Source organism: Cognatilysobacter bugurensis (assembly GCF_014652095.1).
GTDB lineage: Bacteria > Pseudomonadota > Gammaproteobacteria > Xanthomonadales > Xanthomonadaceae > Cognatilysobacter > Cognatilysobacter bugurensis.
In genome coordinates, this window is sequence record NZ_BMYD01000001.1 from 428,688 (window position 1) to 451,408 (window position 22,721).

Here is a 22,721-nt window from a genome sequence, read left to right on the forward strand (position 1 = left end):
GGCCCCCCGCTGCCACACCGGGGTCGGCCACGCCGCCCGTACGTCGATGAACTCTCCGACCGATTTCCACGCTTTTCCCGATGCGAACGGCCATTTCGGTCGCTTTGGTGGACGCTTCGTTGCCGAGACGCTGATCGGCCCGCTGCAGGAACTCGCGGCCGCGTACGACGCGGCGCGCGTGGACCCGCAGTTCATCGCCGAGTTCGAGCGTGACCTCGCGCATTACGTCGGCCGCCCAAGCCCGATCTACCACGCACGTCGCCTCAGCGACGAAGTCGGCGGCGCGCAGATCCTGCTCAAGCGCGAAGACCTGAACCACACCGGCGCGCACAAGATCAACAACACGATCGGGCAGGCGCTGCTCGCATCGCGCATGGGCAAGCCGCGCATCATCGCGGAGACCGGCGCAGGCCAGCACGGCGTCGCGTCGGCGACGGTCGCGGCCCGCCTCGGGCTCGAGTGCATCGTGTACATGGGCGCGACGGATATCGAGCGCCAGAAGATCAACGTCTACCGCATGAAGCTGCTCGGCGCGACGGTGGTCCCGGTGACGAGCGGGTCGGCGACGCTCAAGGACGCACTCAACGAAGCGATGCGCGACTGGGTCACGAACGTCGACAACACGTTCTACATCATCGGCACCGTCGCGGGCCCCGACCCGTACCCGCGGATGGTGCGCGACTTCAACTCCGTCGTTGGTCGCGAGGCCCGTGCGCAGATGCTGGCCGAATACGGCCGACTGCCAGATGCCGTGACCGCCTGCGTCGGTGGCGGCAGCAACGCAATCGGCATCTTCCACGCGTTCCTCAACGACGCCGGCGTGCGCATCGTTGGTGCTGAAGCAGCGGGCGAGGGCATCGCTTCTGGCCTGCACGCCGCGTCTCTTGCGGCAGGTCGCCCCGGCGTGCTGCACGGCAACCGCACCTACGTGCTGTGCGACGACGACGGCCAGATCATCGAGACGCACTCGGTGTCGGCCGGCCTCGATTACCCGGGCGTCGGGCCCGAGCACGCGTTCCTCAAGGACATGGGCCGGGCCGAGTATGTCGGCGTGACAGACGACGAAGCGCTCGCCGCGTTCCACAGGCTGGCGCGCACCGAAGGCATCCTGCCCGCGCTCGAGTCCAGCCACGCAATCGCGCAGGCGGAGAAGCTCGCGCGCGAGTTGCCGAAGGATGCGCTCGTGCTGTGCAACCTGTCTGGGCGCGGCGACAAGGACGTGCACACCATCGCATCACGCGACGGTTTGACGTTCTGAAGCGCCGTCCCGAGCCAGCCAGGCCGCAGGCATGTGCCGCGCGGACCTAAGGCGTGTTGCGTTTCGCTCTTGCCCCTTCACTGATTTCCACCGTCCCGGCCGCGCCATGACCCGAATCGACGCCTGTTTCTCGCAGCTCCGTGCGCAAGGCCGCAAGGCGCTGGTGCCGTTCATCACCGCCGGTGACCCATCGCTGGACGCGACCGTGCCGGTGATGCGTGCACTCGCCGAAGCCGGCGCCGACGTGCTCGAGCTCGGCGTGCCGTTCTCGGACCCGATGGCCGACGGTCCGACGATCCAGCGCAGCTCCGAGCGCGCGATCGCACGCGGGGCCGGGCTCGCATATGTGTTCGAGTGCGTGCGCCGCTTCCGCGAAACCGATGCCGACACGCCGGTGGTCCTGATGGGCTACCTCAATCCCGTCGAGATCCGGGGCGCAGAGCGCTTCGCCGCCGATGCCGTGGCCGCCGGCGTCGACGGTGTCCTCCTGGTTGACCTCCCGCCCGAAGAGGCGGGCGAGTTCCGGGACGCGTTCGCAGGACACGGGCTGGCCCTGATCCTGCTGGCCGCGCCCACGACGGACGATGCGCGCATCGCGCACCTGTGCTCGCAGGCGGTCGGATACCTGTACTACGTGAGCTTTGCTGGCGTCACCGGCGCCGACCGGCTCGACACCGGCGTCGCGGGTCAGCGCTTGCAGACGATCCGCGCCCACAGCCCCGTTCCGGTCGTGGCGGGGTTCGGCATCAAGGACGCCGCAAGCGCTGCCGCGATGGCACGCGAGGCCGACGGCGTCGTGGTGGGCAGCGCACTGGTCGCCGCGATTGCCGACGCTGCCGATCCGGCCGCTGCGGCGCGCACGTTCCTGCAGCCGCTCCGCGCGGCTCTGGATGCCTGAGCCGCGGTCACGCGGCTACACTGGCGCGCTGGCCGGCCCTTGGGGCCGGCGTTCGATTGCCTGAACGAGGGTCCCCGCACGCATGTCCTGGCTCAAGAAACTCATGCCGTCCGGCATCCGCACCGACGGCGCCAACGCCAAGCGGCGCAGCGTGCCGGAAGGCCTTTGGGAAAAGTGCGACAGGTGCGCGGCCGTGCTGTACCGGCCCGAGCTCGAGGAAAACCTCGAGGTCTGCCCGAAGTGCAACCACCACATGCCGATCCGCGCCCGCGCGCGCCTGGCTTCGCTGTTCGATCCCGGCTCGACGCAGGAGATCGCAGCCGAGCTTGGTCCGACCGACGTGCTCAAGTTCCGCGACCAGAAGCGCTACAGCGATCGCATCCGTGCGGCGCAGAAGAGCACCGGTGAGCGCGACGCGCTGATCGCGCTGCGCGGCGAGCTCTACGGGAACCCGCTTGTTGCCTGCTCATTCGACTTTGCCTTCATGGGCGGCTCGATGGGCTCCGTCGTCGGCGAACGCTTCACCCGCGCGGCCGAAACCGCGCTCGAGATGCGCTGTCCGTTCGTGTGCTTTTCCGCCAGCGGCGGTGCACGCATGCAGGAAAGCCTGTTCTCGCTGATGCAGATGGCGAAGACGTCCGCGGCGCTTGGCCGCCTCCGCGCCGCGGGCCTGCCGTACATCTCGGTGCTCACGCACCCGACGACCGGCGGCGTCTCGGCGTCGTTCGCGATGCTCGGCGACATCAACATCGCCGAGCCCGAAGCGCTGATCGGGTTCGCCGGCCCCCGCGTCATCGAGCAGACCGTCCGCGAGACGCTGCCCGAGGGGTTCCAGCGCAGCGAATTCTTGGTGGAGCACGGCGCGATCGACCAGATTTGCGATCGCCGCGAGCTCCGCAGCCGGTTGGGGCAGCTGTTGGCGTTGTTGATGAAGCACCCCCAACCCCGCGAAGAGGCGGCAACGAACGAATGACCCGCAAGTATTTCGGCACCGACGGCATCCGCGGCCGCGTGGGCGAAGGCCCGATCTCCGCCGACTTCGTGCTGCGCCTGGGCAACGCCTACGGCCACGCGCTGCGCCGCCGTGGCTGGCGCAACCCCGTCGTGATCATCGGCAAGGACACGCGCATCTCGAACTACATGTTCGAAGCGGCGCTCGAGGCCGGCCTGGTCGCCGCCGGCGTCGACGTGCAGCTCATGGGCCCGATGCCGACGCCCGCGGTCGCGCATCTCACGCACTCGATGCGTGCCGACGGCGGCATCGTGATCTCGGCCTCGCATAACCCGCACCACGACAACGGCATCAAGTTCTTCTCGGCCGAGGGCGAAAAGCTCGACGACGAGACCGAACTCGCAATCGAGGCTGCGCTCGAGAAGCCGTTCCGCACCGTGTCCTCCGAAGAGCTCGGCAAGGCCGTGCGCACGCGCGACGCGATCGGTCGCTACGTCGAGGCCTGCAAGAACTCCGTACCGCGCGGCTTCGACCTCGGCGGCATGCGCGTGGTCATGGACTGTGCGAACGGTGCCACGTACCAGCTCGGCCCGCTCGTGCTGCGCGAACTCGGCGCGCGCGTCGACGCGATCGGCATCGATCCGAACGGCGTCAACATCAACGAAGGCGTGGGCTCCACGCATCCGGAGAAGCTCGCGGCACGCGTGTTCGAAACGGGCGCTGACCTCGGCATCGCGTTCGACGGCGACGGCGACCGCGTGTTGTTCGTCGACGGCGAGGGCACGGTGCGCGACGGCGACGACCTGCTGTACTTGCTGGCGAACGACTGGCAGCAGCACGGCCGCCTCAAGGGGCCCGTCGTCGGCACCCTGATGACGAACTACGGCCTCGAGCGCGCGTTCCGCGAGCGCGGGATCGGCTTCATCCGCGCGAAGGTCGGCGATCGCTACGTGCATCAGCAGCTCATCGCACACGACGGCGTCCTGGGTGGCGAAACCTCGGGGCACTTGCTGTGCCTGGACCGGTCGAGCACCGGCGACGGCATCGTCAGCGCGCTGCAGGTGCTCGAAGTGCTGTCGCGCCGAGGCCTCTCACTGCGCGAAGCGCTGTCGGGCCTTGCAAAGGTGCCGCAGAAGACCGTCAACGTGCGTTTCGGTGCCGGCAAGAAGCCCGTGGAGGCCGCGTCTGTCCAGGAAGCGCTCGCCGAAGCACAGGTGGCGGTCGACGGCCGTGGGCGCGCGTTCCTGCGCCCGTCGGGCACCGAGCCGGTGGTGCGCGTGACGGTCGAGGCTGACGATGCGGCGCTCATGCAGAGCACGCTCGAGCGGCTCTCGGCTGCGGTGCGAAGCGCGGCTGCGTGAGTCAGAGGGTCGCGGGTCCGCGTTGCCGGGCCCGCGGCTAACCCGCGCGCAGCGCATACCCGGCGCTGCACGTTTCACTTTTCAGTCCGACTGCAAATGAGCCAGATCCCGACCCTCGACATCCGCCGCTTCATCGATCCGACCAGTACGGCCGACGCCGAAGCGTTCGTCGCCGAACTCGGCGCGGCGTATCGCGAATGGGGCTTTGCCGGCATCCGCAACCACGGCATCGCGCAGTCGCTGATCGATGACGCGTATCGGGTGTTCGCCGAGTTCTTCGCGCTGCCGGACGAGGTCAAGCGCAAGTACCACGTGCCGGGCGGCGGCGGCGCGCGCGGCTACACGCCGTTCGGCGTCGAGACCGCGAAGGGCGCCCAGCACTTCGATCTCAAGGAGTTCTGGCACATCGGTCGCGAGATTCCGGGCGATTCGAAGTACGCGGACGTCATGCCGCCGAATCTATGGCCGGACGAAGTACCGCAGTTCCGCGAGGTCGGCTATGGCCTCTACCAGGCGCTGGATCACCTCGGCTCGAAGGTGCTGTCGGCGCTCGCACTGCACATCGGACTTCCGGCGGACTATTTCGTCGACAAGACCGACCAGGGCAATTCGATCTTGCGGCCGATCCACTACCCGCCGATCACAACGCCGGACGTCCCCAACGTTCGTGCCGGCGCACATGAGGACATCAACCTCATCACATTGCTCGTCGGCGCGAGCGCCGAGGGTCTCGAAGTACGCTCGCGCAAGGGCGAGTGGGTGCCGTTCACCGCCGATGCCGACACGATCGTCGTGAACATCGGCGACATGCTGCAGCGCCTGACGAACCACGTGTATCCGTCGACCACGCACCGCGTCGTCAACCCGCCGGGCGACAAGGCGCGCCAGCCGCGCTACTCGACGCCGTTCTTCCTGCATCCCAATCCCGACTTCGTGATCGACGTGCTGCCGTCGTGCGTGACGCCCGACAACCCCAGTCGCTACCCGGAGGCGATCACGGCGCAGGGGTATCTCGAAGAGCGCCTGCGCGAAATCAAGCTCAAGTAACCGCAATGCCGGCGTCGCGAAGCGCGTCGCGCCAGGCGTCGAGCTTGGCGGACTCGCTCTGCGACGCGTTCGCCGGGCTCGTCGAGGGCAGGCGCCGCAACTCCGGCACGTTCGTGCCCAGGCGGGGCAGGGCAGAGCGCCTAAAGCTCTGTTCGGCCTTGGCCCCGTTGAACGCGATGAGCTTGAGATGCGGGTGCGCCGAAAGAAATCCTTCGAAGTCGTTCGCCACCTCCGCGCGGATTGCACTGTCGAGGCTGCCTTCGCGCTCGCACTCGGCCAGCACGTCCCAAAGCGCCACCCCGGACCCTCGCATGGCCGCGATGCGCGCTTCGTAGGGCGCGCGCGCATCGACGCCCAACACTGACTGCATGAACTGCCAGAAGCGGTTCTGCGGGTGCGCGTAATACCGCCCGAGCTCCAGCGACATCCCGCCCGGCATGCTGCCCAGGATCAGCACGCGGGCATCGGGGTTTTCGATCGGGGGAAGTCCCTGCAGGACAGGCATCGGCGGTCTCCGGTTCCCGTGCATGCTCGCCGCCGTCCCCGCATTCCGCGGTGAAAACCGCGCGTAGGGCCCGGGGGACGCTTGCGATAGACTGCCGCCCCTTCATGAACAGGAACCGCGCATGCGCCGCAGGATTGTTGCCGGAAACTGGAAGCTGCACGGCGATCGCCGCTTCGCGAACGAGCTTGTCGATGCCATCGCCGCGCAGACCCCTCCCGCGGGCGTCGATTGCGTTGTCCTGCCGCCGATGCCATACCTTGCCGAGCTCATAGAGCGCACGGGCGGCCGCGGTGTCGTGTTCGGCGCGCAAGACGTGAGCGCAAATGAAAAGGGCGCGTACACGGGCGAGGTTTCAGCGGCGATGCTCCACGACGTGGGTGCGCGCTACGGGCTCGTCGGGCACTCCGAGCGGCGCGAGTACCACGCCGAGAGTAACGAGCTCGTCGCGCACAAGTTCCAGGCAGCGAAGAGCGCCGGCCTGATCCCGATGTTGTGCGTCGGCGAGTCGCTCGCGGAGCGCGAGGACGACCAGACCTGGTGGAAGCTCGAGCAGCAGATCGGCGCTATCTTCGACCTCTGCGGCGCGCAGGCATTTGACGGCGCGGTCGTGGCCTACGAGCCTGTCTGGGCCATCGGCACCGGGCGCACCGCGTCTCCGGAGCAGGCGCAGGAAGTGCACGCGTTCATCCGTGGCGAAATCGGCGGGCGCGATGCTAGAATTGCCGACTCGCTGCCGATCCTGTACGGCGGCAGCGTGAAGGCCGATAATGCCGCCGCGCTGTTCGCGCAGCCGGACGTCGACGGCGGTCTGATTGGCGGTGCGTCCCTCGTGGCGTCCGACTTCCTCGCCATCGTCAACGCCGCGGCTCGTTGAGGTCTCCACCCCTGGTTTCGGATCCTGCCGATGCTGCTTTTGCTCAACATCGCTTACGTGCTGATCGCGATTTCGATGATCGCGCTCATCCTGATGCAGCGCGGCGCAGGCGCGCAGGCGGGCTCAGGGTTCGGCGGCGGCGCATCGTCGACGGTGTTCGGCGCGCGCGGCTCGTCGAACTTCCTGTCCAAGGCGACCAAGTGGCTCGCGGTTACGTTCTTCGCGATCAGCCTGTTCATGGCGTGGTACGCAACGAATCTCGCCACGGGCGACGTCGCGGCGGGCTCGGACCTCGGCGTGATGTCGCAGGTCCCGACGGTGCCGGCTGGCGAAGCATCGGTTCCGGTCGTTCCGACCGCGCCGGCAGGCGCAGTCCCGCAGGTGCCGGTCGATGCGACGCCGGCAGCTCCGGCAACAAATCAGATGCCTGAACAGGCTTCTGATCGGTGAAGTAACCCTGTATCATTCACAACGTTCCATCCACCGGCGGAGACCGCGTGGATGGGTCGGCCGACAAGACGGGCCGGCCCAGACTTCAACGCCGGAGAGGCTGCGAAGAGTGTCAGGAAGACACGGTAATAAGCCCAGGTGGCGGAATTGGTAGACGCACTACCTTGAGGTGGTAGCGACTTAGGTCGTGGGGGTTCGAGTCCCCCCTTGGGCACCATACCGAGCAACAAGAGTCACGCACCGGAAAACCGGGTGCCACCCGCTGCGGAGCACCCGCGAATTGCGGGTAACCCGGGCGCCGATGCGCTGCCAAGGCCGCCCGGCGCGGCCGTAGCCCTCTAAGCCGCGAGAACAACCGAGTGCTGGCCGAATACCTGCCGACCCTGCTGTTCCTGATCGTTGCCGGCGGTATCGGCATCGCCCTGCTCGTGGTGGGCAATCTCCTCGGGCCCAAGACCCCGACGGCAGCCAAGCTCTCCCCGTACGAGTCGGGCTTCGAAGCCTTCGGTGACGCGCGCATGCAGTTCGACGTGCGCTATTACCTGATCGCGATCCAGTTCATCGTCTTCGATCTGGAAATCATCTTCATCGTGCCTTGGACGCTCGTGTTCACCGAGATCGGGCCGCGTTCGCTCGTGACGATGGGTCTCTTCGTCGGGATGCTGTTCCTCGGTTTCATCTACGTGTGGAAGAAAGGCGCGCTGGAATGGGAGTGATGCCGTGAGCGTGCTCAAGACCGTCTCCAACCTCATGCACAACCCGCTGCCCGAAGGGCGGCTGGACGACATTCTGCTGCCCGAAGACCGCAACCCGGTCATGCAGCAGGGCTTTGTGACCACGAACCTCGACACGCTGTGGAATTGGGCGCGCACCGGTTCGATGTGGCCGATGACGTTCGGGCTCGCATGCTGCGCGGTCGAGATGATGCACGCCGGCGCGGCGCGCATCGACCTCGACCGCTATGGCGTCGTGTTCCGCCCGTCGCCGCGCCAGTCCGACGTCATGATCGTCGCCGGCACGCTGGTCAATAAGATGGCGCCTGCGCTCCGCAAGGTCTACGACCAGATGCCGGACCCGAAGTGGGTCATTTCGATGGGCAGCTGCGCCAACGGCGGCGGCTATTACCACTATTCGTATTCCGTGGTGCGCGGCTGCGATCGCATCGTCCCGGTCGACATCTACGTCCCCGGCTGCCCGCCGACGGCCGAGGCGTTGACCTACGGGATCCTGCAGCTGCAGAAGAAGATTCGTCGTGGTACGAACTTTGGCGCAGCGCGCCAGGGAGTCGGCTGATGGTCGAGTCGGCACACGAGTTTGCCGATCGCCTTCGCGCACGCTTTGAAGGCGGCTCGGTGGTGGTCGTCGAGCCGCGCGGGGAGGTGACGCTCGACGTCGCCTCTTCAGCGTGGCTCGAGACCGGGCATGCATTGCGCAACGAGTTCGGCTTCGAGCAGCTCGTGGATCTCTGCGGCGTCGATTACCTGAGCTACGGCAGTGACGAGTGGGACACCACGGTCTCGTCCGAGGGCTTCTCGCGCGGCGTGGAAGGCAAGACGGTCGGACGTTTCGCCTGGGGTGAGCTGCCCAACGGTGCAGCTAACGCGCCGGCGCGTCGCTTTGCGGTGGTCGTGCACCTGCTGTCGTACAAGCACAACCAGCGCTTGCGCGTGCGCACGCTTGCCGAGAACGACGACCTGCCTGTCGTTGCGTCGTTGATGCCGGTGTGGCGTGGCGTGAACTGGTTCGAGCGCGAGGCATTCGATTTGTACGGGATCATCTTCGAAGGTCACCCTGACCTTCGCCGGATCCTGACCGACTACGGTTTCGTCGGTTTCCCGTTCCGCAAGGACTTCCCGCTGATCGGCAACGTCGAAGTGCGCTACGACGCGGAGCGAAAGCGCGTTGTCTATGAGCCGGTGTCGATCGAGCCCCGCGTGCTGGTGCCGCGCGTGATCCGCGACGACGCGCGTTACGCAACGGCGCAGGGTGAAGCCGCGCAGCGCGCGGAGGTGAAGAAGTGAGCGTCGTCCCCGCTGTGCTGACCGAAGAGATCGGCGCGCCTGCCAGCCAAGCGCCCGAAATCCGTAACTACTCGCTGAACTTCGGACCGCAGCACCCGGCGGCCCACGGCGTGCTGCGCCTGATTCTCGAGATGGACGGCGAGGTGGTCTATCGCGCGGATCCGCACATCGGGCTGCTGCATCGCGGCACCGAGAAGCTCGCGGAAACCAAGCCGTTCAATCAGTCGGTTCCGTACATGGACCGGCTCGATTACGTGTCGATGATGTGCAATGAGCACGCCTACGTGCGTGCGGTCGAGACGCTGCTCGGGATCGAAGCGCCGGAACGCGCGCAGTGGATCCGCACGATGTTCGACGAGATTACGCGTCTCAAGAACCATCTGATGTGGGTGGGCTCGAACGCGCTTGACCTCGGCGCTATGGCGGTCTTTCTGTACGCGTTCCGCGAGCGCGAAGAGCTCATGGACGTGTACGAAGCCGTCTCTGGCGCGCGCATGCACGCGGCGTACTACCGCCCGGGCGGCGTCTACCGCGACCTGCCGGACCGCATGCCGCGCTACCGCGAATCGCAGTGGCGCAAAGGCAAGACCCTCAAGCGCGCCAACGAGGCGCGCGAGGGCACGATGCTCGATTACCTCGAGCGGTTCACCGCAGATTTCCCGCATCGCGTCGACGAATACGAGACGCTCCTGACGGACAACCGCATCTGGAAGCAGCGGACGGTGGGCGTCGGGGTCATTACCCCGGAGCAGGCGTACGCGTGGGGTATGTCCGGCCCGATGCTGCGCGGCTCCGGCATCGCATGGGACCTGCGCAAGCAGCAGACGTATGCGCGCTATTCCGCGGTCGATTTCGACATCCCCGTCGGCACGAACGGCGACTGCTACGACCGATACCTCGTGCGCATGGCGGAGATGCGCGAGTCCAATCGCATCATCCAGCAGTGCATCAAGTGGCTGCGCGCGAATCCCGGTCCGGTGATGGTCGACAACTACAAAGTTGCGCCGCCGAGCCGGGAGGAGATGAAGGACGACATGGAAGCGTTGATCCATCACTTCAAGCTGTTCTCCGAAGGCTACTGCGTGCCTGCCGGCGAGACCTATGCGGCTGTCGAGGCGCCGAAGGGCGAGTTCGGTTGCTACATCGTCTCGGACGGTGCAAACAAGCCGTTCCGCCTGAAGATCCGGGCGCCAGGTTTCGCGCACCTGTCTTCGATGGACGAGATCGTCAAGGGCCACATGCTCGCGGACGTCGTGGCGATGATCGGCACCTACGACATCGTGTTCGGCGAGATCGACCGTTGAACGTCCGGCGTCGCACTCCGGGCCGCTGAGCGTCCCGGCGCCGTGCCGCGCGATGCGCGACGGCACTCCAGCAGCCCCACTATTCGAACCCTGCATCCATGAAAGCCACCGGAAATTTCGAGGCCTGCCAGCACGTCGACCCCATGGTCGCGCTGTCCGACGAGACTCGAGCGCACATCGACCATTGGCTGACGAAGTTTCCGCCCGACCGCAAGCGTTCGGCGGTGCTGCAGGGGCTGCACGCCGCGCAGGAACAGAACGCGGGTTGGCTCAGCGACGAACTCATCGCCGCGGTCGCGAAGTACCTGTCGATCCCGCCGGTGTGGGCGTACGAGGTCGCGAGTTTCTACTCGATGTTTGAGACCGAGCAGGTCGGCCGCAACAACGTCGCGTTCTGCACGAACATCAGCTGCTGGCTCAACGGCGCAGAGCAGCTTGTCGAGCATGCGGAGCGAAAGCTCGGCTGCAAGCTCGGCCAGTCGACCGCCGATGGGCGGGTGTTCCTCAAGCGTGAGGAAGAATGCCTCGCCGCGTGCTGCGGCGCGCCGGTCGTCGTCATCAATGGGCATTACCACGAGAAGCTCGACGCCGCGAAGGTCGACGAGCTGCTCGACGGGCTGAAGTGAGGCCGAACGCAATGGCACATCACGACTATTCAAAGGGCTACGGCCCCGTCGGCCCGGCGCCGCAGGAGCACAACGTCGTCTACACGACGCTGCACTTCGACACGCCGTGGTCGTACGAGAATTACCTCAAGACCGGCGGTTACAGCGCCTGGCGCAAGATCCTCGAAGAGAAGATCGAGCCGGCAGCAGTGATTGACATGGTCAAGCAGTCCGGTCTACGCGGCCGCGGCGGCGCGGGCTTCCCGACCGGCCTGAAGTGGAGCTTCATGCCCAAGGGCAGCGGCACGCAGAAGTACATCCTCTGCAACTCGGACGAGTCCGAGCCGGGTACGGCCAAGGACCGCGACATCCTGCGCTTCAACCCGCATTCCGTGGTTGAAGGCATGGCGATCGCCTGTTACGCGACGGGTTCGACCGTTGCGTACAACTACCTGCGTGGCGAGTTCCATCACGAGCCGTTCGAGCATTTCGAGCAGGCGCTGAAGGAAGCGTACGAGAACGGCTGGCTCGGCAAAAACCTGCTTGGCAGCGGCGTCGACGTGGACATCTACGGCGCACTCGGTGCGGGCGCGTACATCTGCGGCGAAGAAACGGCGCTGATGGAGTCACTCGAAGGCAAGAAGGGCCAGCCGCGCTACAAGCCGCCGTTCCCGGCGAACTTCGGGCTGTACGGCAAGCCGACGACGATCAACAACACCGAGACGTATGCGTCGGTGCCCGCGATCATCCGCAACGGCGCGGAGTGGTTCCTCAACCTCGGCAAGCCGAACAACGGCGGCCCGAAAGTGTTCTCGGTGTCGGGCCACGTGGCCAAGCCGGGCAACTACGAGATTCGCCTCGGCACGCCTTTCTCCGAGCTGCTTGAGATGGCGGGCGGTATGCGCGCCGGCCGCAAGCTCAAGGCCGTGATTCCGGGCGGCTCGTCGATGCCGGTGCTGCCGGGCGACACGATGCTCGAGCTGACGATGGACTACGACTCGATCCAGAAGGCCGGTTCCGGCCTCGGTTCGGGCGCGGTCATCGTGATGGACGAGACGACCTGCATGGTGCGTGCGTGCCAGCGCATCGCGCGCTTCTACTTCAAGGAGAGCTGCGGCCAATGCACGCCGTGCCGCGAAGGCACCGGCTGGATGTATCGCATGCTCACGCGCATCGTGCACAAGGAAGCGACGCTTGAGGACCTGCAGATGCTGCGAGCCGCGGCGGGTCAGATCGAGGGTCACACGATCTGCGCGTTCGGCGAAGCCGCGGCGTGGCCGGTCCAAGGCTTCCTGCGTCATTACTGGAGCGAGTTCGAGTACGCGATCGTGAACAAGCGCTTCCTCGTCGACGACCAGGCCGCCGGTGCCGTGCGGGAGGCCGCATGAGCGCCCAGCCCGTGAATCCGAACGTGCCGCCCGATCACGTCGCGATCGAGATCGACGGCGTCGCGATGACCGCGCCGAAGGGCTCGATGATCATCCAGGCCGCCGACAAGGCTGGCATTCCGATCCCGCGCTTCTGTTATCACGACAAGCTCAGCGTCGCGGCGAACTGCCGCATGTGCCTGGTCGAAGTCGAGAAGATGCCCAAGCCGTCGCCCGCGTGCGCGACGCCGGTCATGGACGGCATGACGGTGCACACGCGCACCGAGAAGGCGCTGAAGTCGCAGCGCAACGTCATGGAGTTCCTGCTCATCAACCATCCGCTCGACTGCCCGGTCTGCGACCAGGGCGGCGAGTGCGAGCTGCAGGATCTTTCGATGGGCTACGGCCGATCGATCAGCCGGTTTGCCGAGCGCAAGCGCGTCGTGCCCGACGAGGACATCGGTCCGCTCGTCGCAACCGAGATGACCCGCTGCATCCAGTGCACGCGCTGCGTGCGCTTCACCGCGGAGGTCGCCGGCACGTATGAGCTCGGCGGCATGTACCGCGGCGAAAATCTGCAGATCGGCACCTACGACGGCAAGCCGCTGACCACCGAGATCTCGGGCAACGTCATCGACGTGTGCCCGGTCGGCGCTCTCGTCGACAAGGTCTATCAGCACCGGGCGCGTCCGTGGGAACTGATCGCGCGCGAGTCGCTGTCGTTCCACGACGCGCTCGGCAGCAACCTGTTCCACCACGTCCGCCGCGGCGAGATCCTGCGCACGGTGCCGCGTGCGAACGAAGCGGTGAACGAGTGCTGGCTGTCGGACCGCGACCGTTTCGCACGGCAGGGCCTGTACGCGGCTGACCGTGCCCTCCAGCCGATGATCAAGGACGCGGGCGAATGGCGTGACGCCAGCTGGGATGAGGCGCTCGCACGTGCTGCCCGGATCCTGCGCGACAACGGCGCCGATCGTCTCGGCATGCTCGTGCACCCGTCGACGTCGAATGAAGAGGGCGCGCTGCTGGCGCGCCTCGCCGAGGTGCTCGGAACCGGCAACCTCGATCACCGGATCAGCCAGTGCGACCTCTCAGACGGCGCAGCAGCGACGGCGTTCGAGATGCCGGTCGCCGAGCTGTCGACCGCTGACGTTGTCGTCATCGTCGGCTCGCAGCTGCGCCACGAGCTCCCGCTCGTGCATGCGCGCGTGCGCACGGCGTGGAAGTCCGGTGCGAAGGTCCACGTTGTCAACCCCGTTGACTTCGACTTTGCGTTCGACGCGACGAGCCGCCGCATCGTCGCGCCCTCGCAGCTCGCCTCGACGCTTGCTGATCCCGCGCTGCGTGACGCGGCTGCGGCCGGCACGCGCGTGGCACTGCTGATCGGCGCGATCGCGGAGAACAGCGTGCACGCGGCGCAGATCCGCGCCGCGGCGCGTTCGTTCTGCGACGCCACCGGCGCTCGCCTGTGCCGTATTCCGCAGGGCGCGAACGCCGTCGGGCTGGCTCGCCACGGCGTGTTGCCGGCCAGCCGCGACGCGAACCTGATGCTCGGTGATGCGCGCAGCGCGTACCTGCTGTATGGCGTCGAGCCTGGCCTCGACTTCGCGGACGCGGGCCGTGCGATGCGCGCGCTCGGCGACGCGCAGGTCGTGGCATTCAGCCAGTACGCATGCGCCTCGACGCGTGCGGTCGCAGACGTGATCCTGCCGATCGGCTTGCTGCCCGAGATCGATGCATCGCTCACCAACCTCGACGGCATCACGCAGGACGCGCGAGCGGGCGGGAAGCTGCCGGGGATCGCACAACCGGGCTGGCGCGTGCTTCGCGCACTCGGCGGCGAGCTCGACCCCGCGGCGTTTGCCTTCACGGACTTCGCCGGCCTGCGCGGCTGGATGTCCCCGCGCGCGGTCAACGCGGTTCGCTCCGACGCGCCCGCAGCGGGCGAGGGGTTCGAAGTCGCGATGACCACTGCGATCTACCGCAGTGACGCCACGGTGCGCCGCGCTGCTGCTCTGCAAGCTCACCCGCTGAACCTGCCGCCCCGCGCGGTGGTCCACCCGGACGACGCCGGGCGCCTCGGACTCAACGAGGGCGCGTCGGCGAAGCTCACGACGGCTGCCGGAACGGCGACGCTTCCGCTTGAAGTGAGCTCGAAGGTCGCGGCGGGCACGGTGTGGGTCGAGAGCGGCCACGGTGCAACGGCGCCGATCGGCGCGGCCCGAATTCAGATCGGGGGAGCCTGACCCGTGTTCGACACCTACCTCGTCAGCCCGCTGCACGACCTCATGACGTCGTTCGGCTATGCGGGCCAAGCGGCCTGGATTGTGCTGAAGATCCTCGTGATCATCATGCCCGTGATCATTGCGGTCGCGTTCTACGTCGTGTGGGAGCGCAAGCTCATCGGCTGGATGCACGTGCGCCACGGACCCATGTACGTGGGCATGGGCGTACTCCAGGCGTTCGCCGACGTGTTCAAGCTGCTGTTCAAGGAAGTGATCCAGCCGGCGAAGGCGGACCCGTTCCTCTATCGCTTGGCGCCCTTGATCGCACTCGCTCCGGCGTTCGCCGCATGGGCGGTGGTGCCGTTCGATTACCGGCTCGTCCTCTCGAACGCGAATGCAGGCCTGTTGTATCTCCTGGCGATGACCTCGCTCGGCGTATACGGCGTCATCCTCGCGGGCTGGGCGTCGAACTCCAAGTACGCGTTCCTTGGTGCGATGCGCGCTGCCGCGCAGGTCGTCAGCTACGAGATCGCGATGGGCTTTGCGATGGTCGGCGTCATGATCGGCGCACGCAGCCTCAACCTCAGCGCGATCGTGCTCGCGCAGGCCGGTGACGCGGGCCTGTTCGAGTGGTTCATGTGGCCGATGTTCCCGCTGATGGTCGTGTACTTCATCTCCGGCGTCGCCGAGACCAACCGCGCGCCGTTCGACGTCGTCGAGGGCGAGTCCGAGATCGTTGCGGGCCACATGGTCGAGTACTCGGGTTCGGCGTTCTCGCTGTTCTTCCTCGCCGAATACGCGAACATGATCCTGATCAGCTTCTTGGTCTCGATCTTCTTCCTGGGCGGCTGGCTCAGCCCGTTCCAGGGCCTCGGCATTCCGCTGCTATCGGCCAACGGCTGGTGGTGGTTGCTGGTCAAGGTGTTCTTCTTCGCGAGCGCGTTCATCTGGTTCCGCGCTTCGTTCCCGCGCTACCGCTACGACCAGATCATGCGGCTCGGCTGGAAGGTGTTCATTCCGCTGACCATCGCGTGGATTGCAGTCACCGCGTTGCTCGCATTCTTCAACGTCTTCACGCCGGGGCAGTGACACGGCCATGAACCGCATCGCCTCCTATTTCAAAAGCCTTCTGCTCATCGAGCTGATGCAGGGCCTTGGGCTGACGTTCAAGTACTTGTTCAAGCCGAAGTACACGGTCATGTACCCGGCCGAGAAGATCCCGCAGTCGCACCGCTTCCGCGGTGTCCACGCGCTGCGTCGGTACCCGAACGGTGAGGAACGCTGCATCGCGTGCAAGCTGTGCGAGGCGGTGTGCCCGGCGCTTGCGATCACGATCGATTCCGAGAAGCGCTCCGACGGCACGCGCCGCACGACCCGGTACGACATCGACCTGTTCAAGTGCATCTACTGCGGATTCTGCGAAGAGTCCTGCCCGGTGGATTCCATCGTCGAGACGCACGTGCACGAGTACCACTTCGATCAACGCGGACAGAACATCGTGACGAAACCGCAGCTGCTTGCGATCGGTGACCGGCTCGAGGCGGAACTCGCCGCCCGTCGCACGGCCGACGCGCCGTACCGCTGAGGAAACGCCCATGGATCTCGTCCAACTCGCGTTCTACGTGTTTGCAGCTGCGGCTGTCGCATCGGCGGCGGCGGTCATTACCGTTCGCAGCCCGGTGCACGCCGCGCTGTTCCTCGTGCTCACGTTCTTCTCCGTCGCTTGCACGTGGCTGGTCGCCGGCGCCGAGTTCCTCGGCATCGTGCTGATCCTGGTCTATGTCGGCGCGGTCATGGTGCTTTTCATGTTCGTGGTCATGATGATCGACATCGATCTGGGGCCACTGCGTAAGAACTTCGTCCGATACCTCCCGGTAGGGGTCGTGGTGGCCGGCGTGATGCTCGCCGAGATCGTGACGTTGATCGGCGTGAAGGCCCGCATGATCCCGTTCGAGATGAACGCGGCCGCAGGCGACGTGCCGAACACAACCTGGCTGGCGCGTACGCTCTTCACCCAGTTCCTCCTTCCTTTTGAGACCGCGGCCGTCATCCTGACGGTGGCGGTGATCGCCGCCGTGATGCTGACGCTTCGGCGCCGCGAAGGCGTCAAACAGCAGGATCCGGGCGAGCAGGCCCGCGTGCGGGCGTCGGACCGGCTGCGCATGGTCAAGGTCGACGCCGTGGTCACGCGGCCGGGCGATCGGAACGCCAACGGGGAGGCGATGGAATGAGCGGTGCATTCGCTGGCGTGGCCCTCGGCCACTACCTCGTGCTCGGTGCGGTGCTGTTCTGCATCAGCGTCGCGGGCATCTTCCTCAACCGCCGCAACGTGATCATCCTGCTGATGTCGATCGAGCTGATGCTGCTCGCGGTCAACATCAACTTTGTCGCGTTCTCGCGCGAACTCGGTGACCCGTCAGGGCAAGTCTTCGTCTTCTTCATCCTGACTGTCGCGGCTGCCGAGGCCGCCATCGGCCTGGCGATCCTCGTCACGCTGTTCCGCAACCGGCGCACGATCAACGTCGCCGAAATCGATTCGATGAAGGGCTGATCCGATGCCGGGTGCCGAAATACTTCACAGCAGCATCGCCATCAGCAAGTCCGTCCTGCTCGCGGTCGTGCTCGCACCGTTGCTTGGATCGATCCTCGCCGGTCTCTTCGGACGCCACATCGGTCGAGCGGGTGCGCATACCGTGACGATCCTCGGCGTCGCCGTCAGCTGCGTGCTGTCGTGCTACGTGCTCTGGCAGCTGGTGGGGCAGGGCGCGCCGCCGTTCAACGAAAACCTTTACACGTGGTTCCAGGTCGGACAGATCGACGCGCATGTCGGCTTCATGGTCGACAAGCTCAGCGCGATGATGATGGTCGTGGTGACGTTCGTTTCGCTGCTCGTGCACCTCTACACGATCGGGTACATGGCCGACGACGACGGCTACCAGCGCTTCTTCAGCTACATCTCGCTGTTCACGTTCTCGATGCTCATGCTCGTCATGAGCAACAACTTCCTGCAGCTGTTCTTCGGCTGGGAAGCAGTGGGCCTGGTCTCGTACCTGCTGATCGGTTTCTGGTTCAAGAAGCCGACGGCGGTGTTCGCCAACATGAAAGCCTTCATCGTCAACCGCGTGGGCGACTTCGGCTTCCTGCTCGGCATCGCCGGCGTGCTGCTCATGTTCGGCTCGCTCGACTACGCGACGGTGTTTGCGAACGCGCCCACCATTGCGGGCGTCTCGATCACGATCATCGACGGGTATGCGTGGTCGGTCGCCACGGTGATCTGCATCCTGTTGTTCATCGGTGCGATGGGCAAGTCCGCCCAGGTGCCGCTGCACGTGTGGCTGCCTGACTCGATGGAAGGCCCCACGCCGATCTCGGCGCTGATCCACGCCGCCACGATGGTGACCGCGGGCATCTTCATGGTCGCGCGCATGTCGCCGCTGTTCGAACTCAGCGAAACGGCGCTGCAGTTCGTGCTGTTCATCGGCGCCACGACGGCCTTGTTCACGGGCCTCATCGGCATCGTGCAGAACGACATCAAGCGCGTCGTCGCATATTCGACGCTTTCGCAGCTCGGCTACATGACCGTCGCGCTGGGCGTGTCCGCGTACTCGGCCGCGGTCTATCACCTGATGACGCACGCGTTCTTCAAGGCGCTGCTGTTCCTTGCCGCGGGCTCGGTGATCATCGGCATGCACCACGAGCAAGACATGCGGAAGATGGGCGGCCTGCGCAAGTACATGCCCATCACGTACTGGACGAGCCTCATTGGCACGCTGGCGCTCGTGGGTACGCCGTTCTTCAGTGGCTTCTACTCGAAGGACTCGATCATCGAGGCAGCCGGTCACGTTGCGCATGCCTCGCCGAGCTGGATCGCGACCTACGCCTACTGGGCGGTCCTGGCTGGCGTATTCGTGACGTCGTTCTACAGCTTCCGCCTTCTGTACCTGACCTTCCACGGCGAGGAGCGCTTCCGTCACGTGGACGCGGGTCACCACGAGTCTCCGGACGCGTTGCAGCAGCACGAGGGTCACGCGGCGGACCAGCACTCGACCGAAGAGCAGGGTCACGGTCAGCACGTCCACGCGGACGACCACGGCCACGGACACCATGGTCCGGTCGAGCCGCACGAATCGCCGTGGGTCGTCACGCTGCCGCTCGTGCTACTGGCCATTCCTTCGATCCTGGTCGGGTTCTTCACCGTGGGCCCGATGCTGTTCGGCACGGACGTCATGGGTCACGAGAAGCAGCTGCCGTTCTTCCTGGGGGCGATCGACCTGGCGCCTGCACGCGACACGATGGCAGCGCTTGCGACGGAATTCCACGGGCCGGTGGCGTTCGCGCTTCACGGTTTCCAGACCCCGGCGTTCTGGCTGGCGTTCGCAGGCTTCGCACTCGCCACGGTCATGTACTGGTGGAAGCCGCACCTCGCTGCAAGGGCACGTCGGATCTTCGAGCTGCCCGCGCGCATCCTCGAGAACAAGTACGGGTTCGACCATTTGTGGATCGACGGTTTCGCCGGCGGCGGCGTGATGCTGGGTCGCGCCTCGCGCGCCGTTGATACGCATCTCATCGACGGCGCCGCGGTGAACGGCAGCGCCCACACGGTGGGCCTGATCGCACGCGGCGTGCGCCAAGCGCAGTCGGGTTACCTCTACCATTACGCATTCGCGATGATCCTCGGCCTCATCGCGCTTCTGGCCGTGCTGCGGCCTTGGCAGTGAGTTGGCATAGGACCGCGCTGTGAGCCCCGAGCCCTTGAACGGAATGTTTCCCTTGCTGAGCCTGCTGGTCTGGTTGCCGATCATCGGCGGCGCAATCACGCTCGCTTTCGGCGAGACGCGTATGAACGCGTCCCGCTGGTTCGCGACCGGCGTTGCGCTGCTGACCCTTGCCGTCAGCCTGCTGATGTTCACCGGTTTCGACTACACGACGCCCGCGATGCAGTTCGTCGAGAACGCAGCGTGGATCCCCGCGTACGACATCCGCTACCACCTCGGCGTCGACGGAATCTCGGCCGCGCTGATCGGGCTGACGACGTTCACCTCGGTGCTCGTGCTGATCGGCGCATGGGGCTCGATCGATTCGCGCGTGCACCAGTACTACGCTGCCTTCCTCATCCTCGAAGGCTTGATGGTCGGCGTCTTCGCCGCGCTCGATTCGATGCTGTTCTATGTCTTCTTCGAAGGCATGCTGATTCCGATGTTCATCATCATCGGTGTCTGGGGCGGTCCGCGGCGCGTCTACGCGTCGATCAAGTTCTTCCTGTACACGTTCCTCGGCTCGCTGTTCATGCTGGTCGGGTTGATCTACCTGTACCTCAAGGGCGGCAGCTGGCAGCTTGCGGACATGTACGCGCTGCCGCTCAGCGCGACTGAGCAGACGTGGCTCTTCTTCGCCTTCCTGCTCGCGTTCGCGGTCAAGGTGCCGATGTTCCCCGTGCATACATGGCTTCCGGATGCGCACGTCGAAGCGCCGACCGCCGGCTCGGTCGTGCTGGCGGCGATCATGCTCAAGATCGGCGGCTACGGGTTCTTGCGCTTCAACCTGCCGATCGTCCCGGACGCCAGCCACGAGTGGGCCTGGCTGGTCATCGCGCTCAGCCTGATTGCGGTGATCTACGTCGGCCTGGTTGCGCTCGTGCAGGAGGACATGAAAAAGCTCATCGCCTACTCGTCGATCTCCCACATGGGTTTCGTCACGCTCGGCACGTTCATCGCGCTGTCGCTGGTGCGCGATTACAGCAACTACGACGCGGCGCGTCTCGGCCTGCAGGGCGCAATGGTGCAGATGATCAGCCACGGCTTCGTGTCGGGTGCGATGTTCACCTGCGTCGGCGTTCTGTATGACCGCATGCACAGCCGCATGATCCGCGACTACGGCGGCGTTGCGAACGTGATGCCGTGGTTCGCTGCGTTCGTGGTGCTGTTCGCGATGGCGAACTCCGGCCTCCCCGGCACGTCCGGTTTCGTCGGTGAGTTCATGGTGATCATCGCGAGCTTCCAGAAGCACCCGTTGATCGCGTTTGCAGCCGCGACGACCCTGATCATTGGCGCGGGCTACACGTTGTGGCTCGTCAAGCGAACGATCTGGGGCGAGGTGGGCAATGCGCACGTCGCCGAGCTCAAGGACATCAACGGGCGCGAGGCATTCGTGCTGGGTGCCTTCGCCGTAGGGGTGCTGCTCCTCGGCGTGTGGCCGAAGCCGCTGACCGACCTGATGGAACCCTCGATTGCGAACCTCGCGATGCAGATCGCGAGCAGCAAGCTCTGATTTCCTATCGCCGCGGCGCTTGAACGCCACGGCCTGCCGGCCGGCCGCACGATGCGCCGGTGACAAGGACCCGACATGTTGACCGTGCCGACCGCCTCCGAACTGCTTCCTCTGCTGCCCGAGCTCGTGCTCGTGGGAGCCGCGTTCGCGCTCCTGTTGCTTGACCTGTTCCTCGACGAGCGGCGGCGTGTCGTCACGCATGTGCTCTCAGTTGCGACGCTGGTCGTGGTGGCCGCGATGATCGCCGGCGGCGTCGGCGGTCAGGGAACGGTGCTTGGCGGCATGTTCGTACGGGACACCGCAGCCGATCTGCTCAAGATCGCGATCACGCTCGTCGGCGCGGTTTCGCTGATCTACGGCTGGCCGTTCCTGCGCGACCGCGGTCTTTACAAGGGCGAGATCGCCGTTCTGATCCTGTTCGCAACGGCCGGCATGATGCTGCTCGTTTCGGCGGGCAGTCTGGTCATGGTCTATCTCGGACTCGAGATGCTCGCGCTGTGCTCTTACGCACTCGTCGCGATTGATCGCGACAGCCCGCTCGCGTCCGAGGCGGCGATCAAGTACTTCATTCTCGGGTCGCTGGCGTCGGGCCTGCTGCTGTACGGCATGTCGCTGGTGTATGGCGCGACGGGCACGCTGGACCTCGCGACGATCGGAGCCGCCGGGTCCGCCCTGCAGACGTCGACGATGCTCATTACCGGTGTCGTCTTCATGGTTGCGGGCATCGCATTCAAGTTCGGCGGCGCGCCGTTCCACATGTGGCTGCCGGACGTCTATCACGGCGCGCCGACGCCGATCACCCTGTTCATCGGCTCCGCGCCGAAGCTCGCGTCATTCGGGATGGCGTACCGCCTCCTGGAAGTCGGCGCCGGCGGCCTCGACGACACGTGGCGCCTGATGATCGCGGCGATCGCGGTGGCGTCGCTCGCGATCGGCAATCTGACCGCGATGGTGCAGGACAACGTCAAGCGTCTTCTTGCGTACTCGACGGTGTCACACGTGGGCTTCCTGTTCGTTGGCCTCGCGGGCGGAGGCGAGCAGGGCCTGGCCGCTGCAATGTTCTACGCGATCAGCTACGCGCTGATGTCGACCGCTGCGTTCGGCGCGATCGTCGTCCTTGCGCGACGCGGCTTCGAGTCGGACCGCATTGACGACTTCAGGGGGCTCAACGCGCGTAACCCGTGGCTCGCTGGCCTGGTGCTGTGTGTCATGGCGTCGCTCGCCGGCCTGCCGCCGTTCCTGGGCTTCTGGGCGAAGCTTGCCGTGCTACGTGCTGCGCTCGAAGGCGGGCTCATGTGGCTCGCGATCGTCGGCGTCGTGTTCGCGGTGGTCGGCGCGTTCTACTACCTGCGCATCGTCAAGGCCATGTACTTCGACGAGCCTGAAGATCGCACGACGCACGAGATGGTCGCCGACCGTCCTGTACGCATTGTATTTAGCGTCAACGCGCTTGCATTGCTCGCGCTCGGGTTCGCTTGGAATCCGATCATGGTGTGGTGTCAGCGGGCGTTTGTCGGCTGAGTTAAAGAAAAGTTGAGTCCGATGTATGAATCGGGCTTGCGGAGGAGTAAGTCGGCCGTTATCATG

Annotated in this window: 22 protein-coding genes and 1 tRNA gene; 22 read left to right on the top strand and 1 reads right to left on the bottom strand. The window is 65.9% G+C overall.

Going from position 1 to position 22,721, the window contains the following annotated elements:
- Positions 1-46: 46 nt before the first annotated feature.
- From trpB to IE075_RS02130, 5 genes are all read left to right on the top strand, one after another.
- Entirely contained in the window at positions 47-1,258 is a 1,212-nt protein-coding gene (gene trpB / locus IE075_RS02110) for a tryptophan synthase subunit beta (RefSeq protein WP_189452830.1), read from the top strand.
- Between the two features lie 106 nt (positions 1,259-1,364).
- Positions 1,365-2,156 (top strand): tryptophan synthase subunit alpha, encoded by a 792-nt coding sequence (gene trpA / locus IE075_RS02115; RefSeq protein ID WP_189452832.1) that lies wholly within the window; start codon positions 1,365-1,367, stop codon positions 2,154-2,156.
- A gap of 82 nt (positions 2,157-2,238) precedes the next feature.
- The gene (gene accD, locus IE075_RS02120) at positions 2,239-3,129 is read left to right on the top strand and encodes an acetyl-CoA carboxylase, carboxyltransferase subunit beta (protein ID WP_189452834.1); all 891 of its coding nucleotides are present in this window, start codon (positions 2,239-2,241) and stop codon (positions 3,127-3,129) included.
- Positions 3,126-4,469, top strand: a complete 1,344-nt coding sequence (glmM, locus tag IE075_RS02125) for a phosphoglucosamine mutase (protein ID WP_189452836.1) — start codon at positions 3,126-3,128, stop codon at positions 4,467-4,469. The genes accD and glmM overlap by 4 nt, the downstream gene beginning before the upstream one ends.
- A gap of 96 nt (positions 4,470-4,565) precedes the next feature.
- On the top strand, positions 4,566-5,516 hold the full coding sequence (locus tag IE075_RS02130; RefSeq protein WP_189452838.1) for an isopenicillin N synthase family dioxygenase: 951 nt from the start codon (positions 4,566-4,568) through the stop codon (positions 5,514-5,516).
- On the opposite strand, the gene IE075_RS02135 is transcribed toward IE075_RS02130, so the two are convergent.
- Positions 5,509-6,021, bottom strand: coding sequence for a DNA-deoxyinosine glycosylase (locus tag IE075_RS02135; RefSeq protein WP_189452839.1), 513 nt, complete (start codon positions 6,019-6,021; stop codon positions 5,509-5,511). The two genes, IE075_RS02130 and IE075_RS02135, sit on opposite strands and share 8 nt — an antisense overlap.
- Before the next feature lie 121 nt (positions 6,022-6,142).
- Here IE075_RS02135 and tpiA point away from each other — a divergent pair, with 121 nt between their 5' ends.
- The 17 genes from tpiA to nuoN all read left to right on the top strand — a co-directional run bounded on the left by tpiA (position 6,143) and on the right by nuoN (position 22,655).
- On the top strand, positions 6,143-6,895 hold the full coding sequence (tpiA, locus tag IE075_RS02140; protein WP_189452841.1) for a triose-phosphate isomerase: 753 nt from the start codon (positions 6,143-6,145) through the stop codon (positions 6,893-6,895).
- A gap of 30 nt (positions 6,896-6,925) precedes the next feature.
- Positions 6,926-7,345 carry a preprotein translocase subunit SecG gene (gene secG / locus IE075_RS02145; protein WP_189452844.1) on the top strand — a complete coding sequence of 140 codons (420 nt, stop codon included), beginning with the start codon at positions 6,926-6,928 and terminating at the stop codon, positions 7,343-7,345.
- 132 nt (positions 7,346-7,477) lie between these two features.
- A tRNA-Leu gene (locus tag IE075_RS02150) sits at positions 7,478-7,562 on the top strand.
- Between the two features lie 142 nt (positions 7,563-7,704).
- Positions 7,705-8,061: an NADH-quinone oxidoreductase subunit A gene (locus tag IE075_RS02155; RefSeq protein WP_189452846.1), complete on the top strand. Its 357-nt coding sequence runs from the start codon at positions 7,705-7,707 to the stop codon at positions 8,059-8,061.
- Between the two features lie 34 nt (positions 8,062-8,095).
- Complete coding sequence (locus IE075_RS02160) at positions 8,096-8,638, top strand: NuoB/complex I 20 kDa subunit family protein (RefSeq protein WP_425489349.1); 543 nt, start codon at positions 8,096-8,098, stop codon at positions 8,636-8,638.
- The gene (locus IE075_RS02165; RefSeq protein WP_189452850.1) at positions 8,638-9,366 is read left to right on the top strand and encodes an NADH-quinone oxidoreductase subunit C; all 729 of its coding nucleotides are present in this window, start codon (positions 8,638-8,640) and stop codon (positions 9,364-9,366) included. The genes IE075_RS02160 and IE075_RS02165 overlap by 1 nt, the downstream gene beginning before the upstream one ends.
- Positions 9,363-10,670, top strand: coding sequence for an NADH-quinone oxidoreductase subunit D (locus IE075_RS02170; RefSeq protein ID WP_189452852.1), 1,308 nt, complete (start codon positions 9,363-9,365; stop codon positions 10,668-10,670). Before IE075_RS02165 ends, IE075_RS02170 begins: the two co-directional genes overlap by 4 nt.
- A 98-nt stretch (positions 10,671-10,768) precedes the next feature.
- Complete coding sequence (gene nuoE, locus IE075_RS02175) at positions 10,769-11,296, top strand: NADH-quinone oxidoreductase subunit NuoE (RefSeq protein WP_189452854.1); 528 nt, start codon at positions 10,769-10,771, stop codon at positions 11,294-11,296.
- An 11-nt stretch (positions 11,297-11,307) separates the two neighbouring features.
- Positions 11,308-12,663: an NADH-quinone oxidoreductase subunit NuoF gene (gene nuoF, locus IE075_RS02180; RefSeq protein WP_189452856.1), complete on the top strand. Its 1,356-nt coding sequence runs from the start codon at positions 11,308-11,310 to the stop codon at positions 12,661-12,663.
- The gene (gene nuoG / locus IE075_RS02185) at positions 12,660-14,888 is read left to right on the top strand and encodes an NADH-quinone oxidoreductase subunit NuoG (protein ID WP_189452858.1); all 2,229 of its coding nucleotides are present in this window, start codon (positions 12,660-12,662) and stop codon (positions 14,886-14,888) included. Before nuoF ends, nuoG begins: the two co-directional genes overlap by 4 nt.
- A 42-nt stretch (positions 14,889-14,930) precedes the next feature.
- The gene (gene nuoH / locus IE075_RS02190) at positions 14,931-15,956 is read left to right on the top strand and encodes an NADH-quinone oxidoreductase subunit NuoH (protein WP_189454729.1); all 1,026 of its coding nucleotides are present in this window, start codon (positions 14,931-14,933) and stop codon (positions 15,954-15,956) included.
- A gap of 7 nt (positions 15,957-15,963) precedes the next feature.
- Positions 15,964-16,452 carry an NADH-quinone oxidoreductase subunit NuoI gene (nuoI, locus tag IE075_RS02195; RefSeq protein ID WP_189452860.1) on the top strand — a complete coding sequence of 163 codons (489 nt, stop codon included), beginning with the start codon at positions 15,964-15,966 and terminating at the stop codon, positions 16,450-16,452.
- A gap of 10 nt (positions 16,453-16,462) precedes the next feature.
- Entirely contained in the window at positions 16,463-17,098 is a 636-nt protein-coding gene (locus IE075_RS02200) for an NADH-quinone oxidoreductase subunit J (RefSeq protein ID WP_189454732.1), read from the top strand.
- Entirely contained in the window at positions 17,095-17,418 is a 324-nt protein-coding gene (nuoK, locus tag IE075_RS02205; protein WP_189452862.1) for an NADH-quinone oxidoreductase subunit NuoK, read from the top strand. The genes IE075_RS02200 and nuoK overlap by 4 nt, the downstream gene beginning before the upstream one ends.
- A 4-nt stretch (positions 17,419-17,422) precedes the next feature.
- A complete protein-coding gene (gene nuoL, locus IE075_RS02210; protein ID WP_189452864.1) occupies positions 17,423-19,585 on the top strand; it encodes an NADH-quinone oxidoreductase subunit L in 2,163 nt (720 codons plus the stop codon).
- A gap of 43 nt (positions 19,586-19,628) precedes the next feature.
- A complete protein-coding gene (locus IE075_RS02215; protein ID WP_189454734.1) occupies positions 19,629-21,134 on the top strand; it encodes an NADH-quinone oxidoreductase subunit M in 1,506 nt (501 codons plus the stop codon).
- 75 nt (positions 21,135-21,209) lie between these two features.
- On the top strand, positions 21,210-22,655 hold the full coding sequence (gene nuoN / locus IE075_RS02220) for an NADH-quinone oxidoreductase subunit NuoN (RefSeq protein WP_189452866.1): 1,446 nt from the start codon (positions 21,210-21,212) through the stop codon (positions 22,653-22,655).
- The last annotated feature ends 66 nt before the right edge of the window (positions 22,656-22,721 follow it).

Coding starts and splice junctions, on each gene's coding strand:
- nuoE (WP_189452854.1), top strand. CDS start 10,769: ATGAAAGCCACCGGAAATTTCGAGGCCTGCCAGCACGTCGACCCCATG.
- nuoK (WP_189452862.1), top strand. CDS start 17,095: ATGAGCGGTGCATTCGCTGGCGTGGCCCTCGGCCACTACCTCGTGCTC.
- nuoF (WP_189452856.1), top strand. CDS start 11,308: ATGGCACATCACGACTATTCAAAGGGCTACGGCCCCGTCGGCCCGGCG.
- nuoH (WP_189454729.1), top strand. CDS start 14,931: ATGACGTCGTTCGGCTATGCGGGCCAAGCGGCCTGGATTGTGCTGAAG.
- accD (WP_189452834.1), top strand. CDS start 2,239: ATGTCCTGGCTCAAGAAACTCATGCCGTCCGGCATCCGCACCGACGGC.
- nuoI (WP_189452860.1), top strand. CDS start 15,964: ATGAACCGCATCGCCTCCTATTTCAAAAGCCTTCTGCTCATCGAGCTG.
- IE075_RS02165 (WP_189452850.1), top strand. CDS start 8,638: ATGGTCGAGTCGGCACACGAGTTTGCCGATCGCCTTCGCGCACGCTTT.
- IE075_RS02135 (WP_189452839.1), bottom strand. CDS start 6,021: ATGCCTGTCCTGCAGGGACTTCCCCCGATCGAAAACCCCGATGCCCGC.
- secG (WP_189452844.1), top strand. CDS start 6,926: ATGCTGCTTTTGCTCAACATCGCTTACGTGCTGATCGCGATTTCGATG.
- nuoG (WP_189452858.1), top strand. CDS start 12,660: ATGAGCGCCCAGCCCGTGAATCCGAACGTGCCGCCCGATCACGTCGCG.
- nuoN (WP_189452866.1), top strand. CDS start 21,210: ATGTTGACCGTGCCGACCGCCTCCGAACTGCTTCCTCTGCTGCCCGAG.
- tpiA (WP_189452841.1), top strand. CDS start 6,143: ATGCGCCGCAGGATTGTTGCCGGAAACTGGAAGCTGCACGGCGATCGC.
- IE075_RS02160 (WP_425489349.1), top strand. CDS start 8,096: ATGCACAACCCGCTGCCCGAAGGGCGGCTGGACGACATTCTGCTGCCC.
- glmM (WP_189452836.1), top strand. CDS start 3,126: ATGACCCGCAAGTATTTCGGCACCGACGGCATCCGCGGCCGCGTGGGC.
- IE075_RS02130 (WP_189452838.1), top strand. CDS start 4,566: ATGAGCCAGATCCCGACCCTCGACATCCGCCGCTTCATCGATCCGACC.
- IE075_RS02215 (WP_189454734.1), top strand. CDS start 19,629: ATGTTTCCCTTGCTGAGCCTGCTGGTCTGGTTGCCGATCATCGGCGGC.
- nuoL (WP_189452864.1), top strand. CDS start 17,423: ATGCCGGGTGCCGAAATACTTCACAGCAGCATCGCCATCAGCAAGTCC.
- IE075_RS02200 (WP_189454732.1), top strand. CDS start 16,463: ATGGATCTCGTCCAACTCGCGTTCTACGTGTTTGCAGCTGCGGCTGTC.
- trpA (WP_189452832.1), top strand. CDS start 1,365: ATGACCCGAATCGACGCCTGTTTCTCGCAGCTCCGTGCGCAAGGCCGC.
- trpB (WP_189452830.1), top strand. CDS start 47: ATGAACTCTCCGACCGATTTCCACGCTTTTCCCGATGCGAACGGCCAT.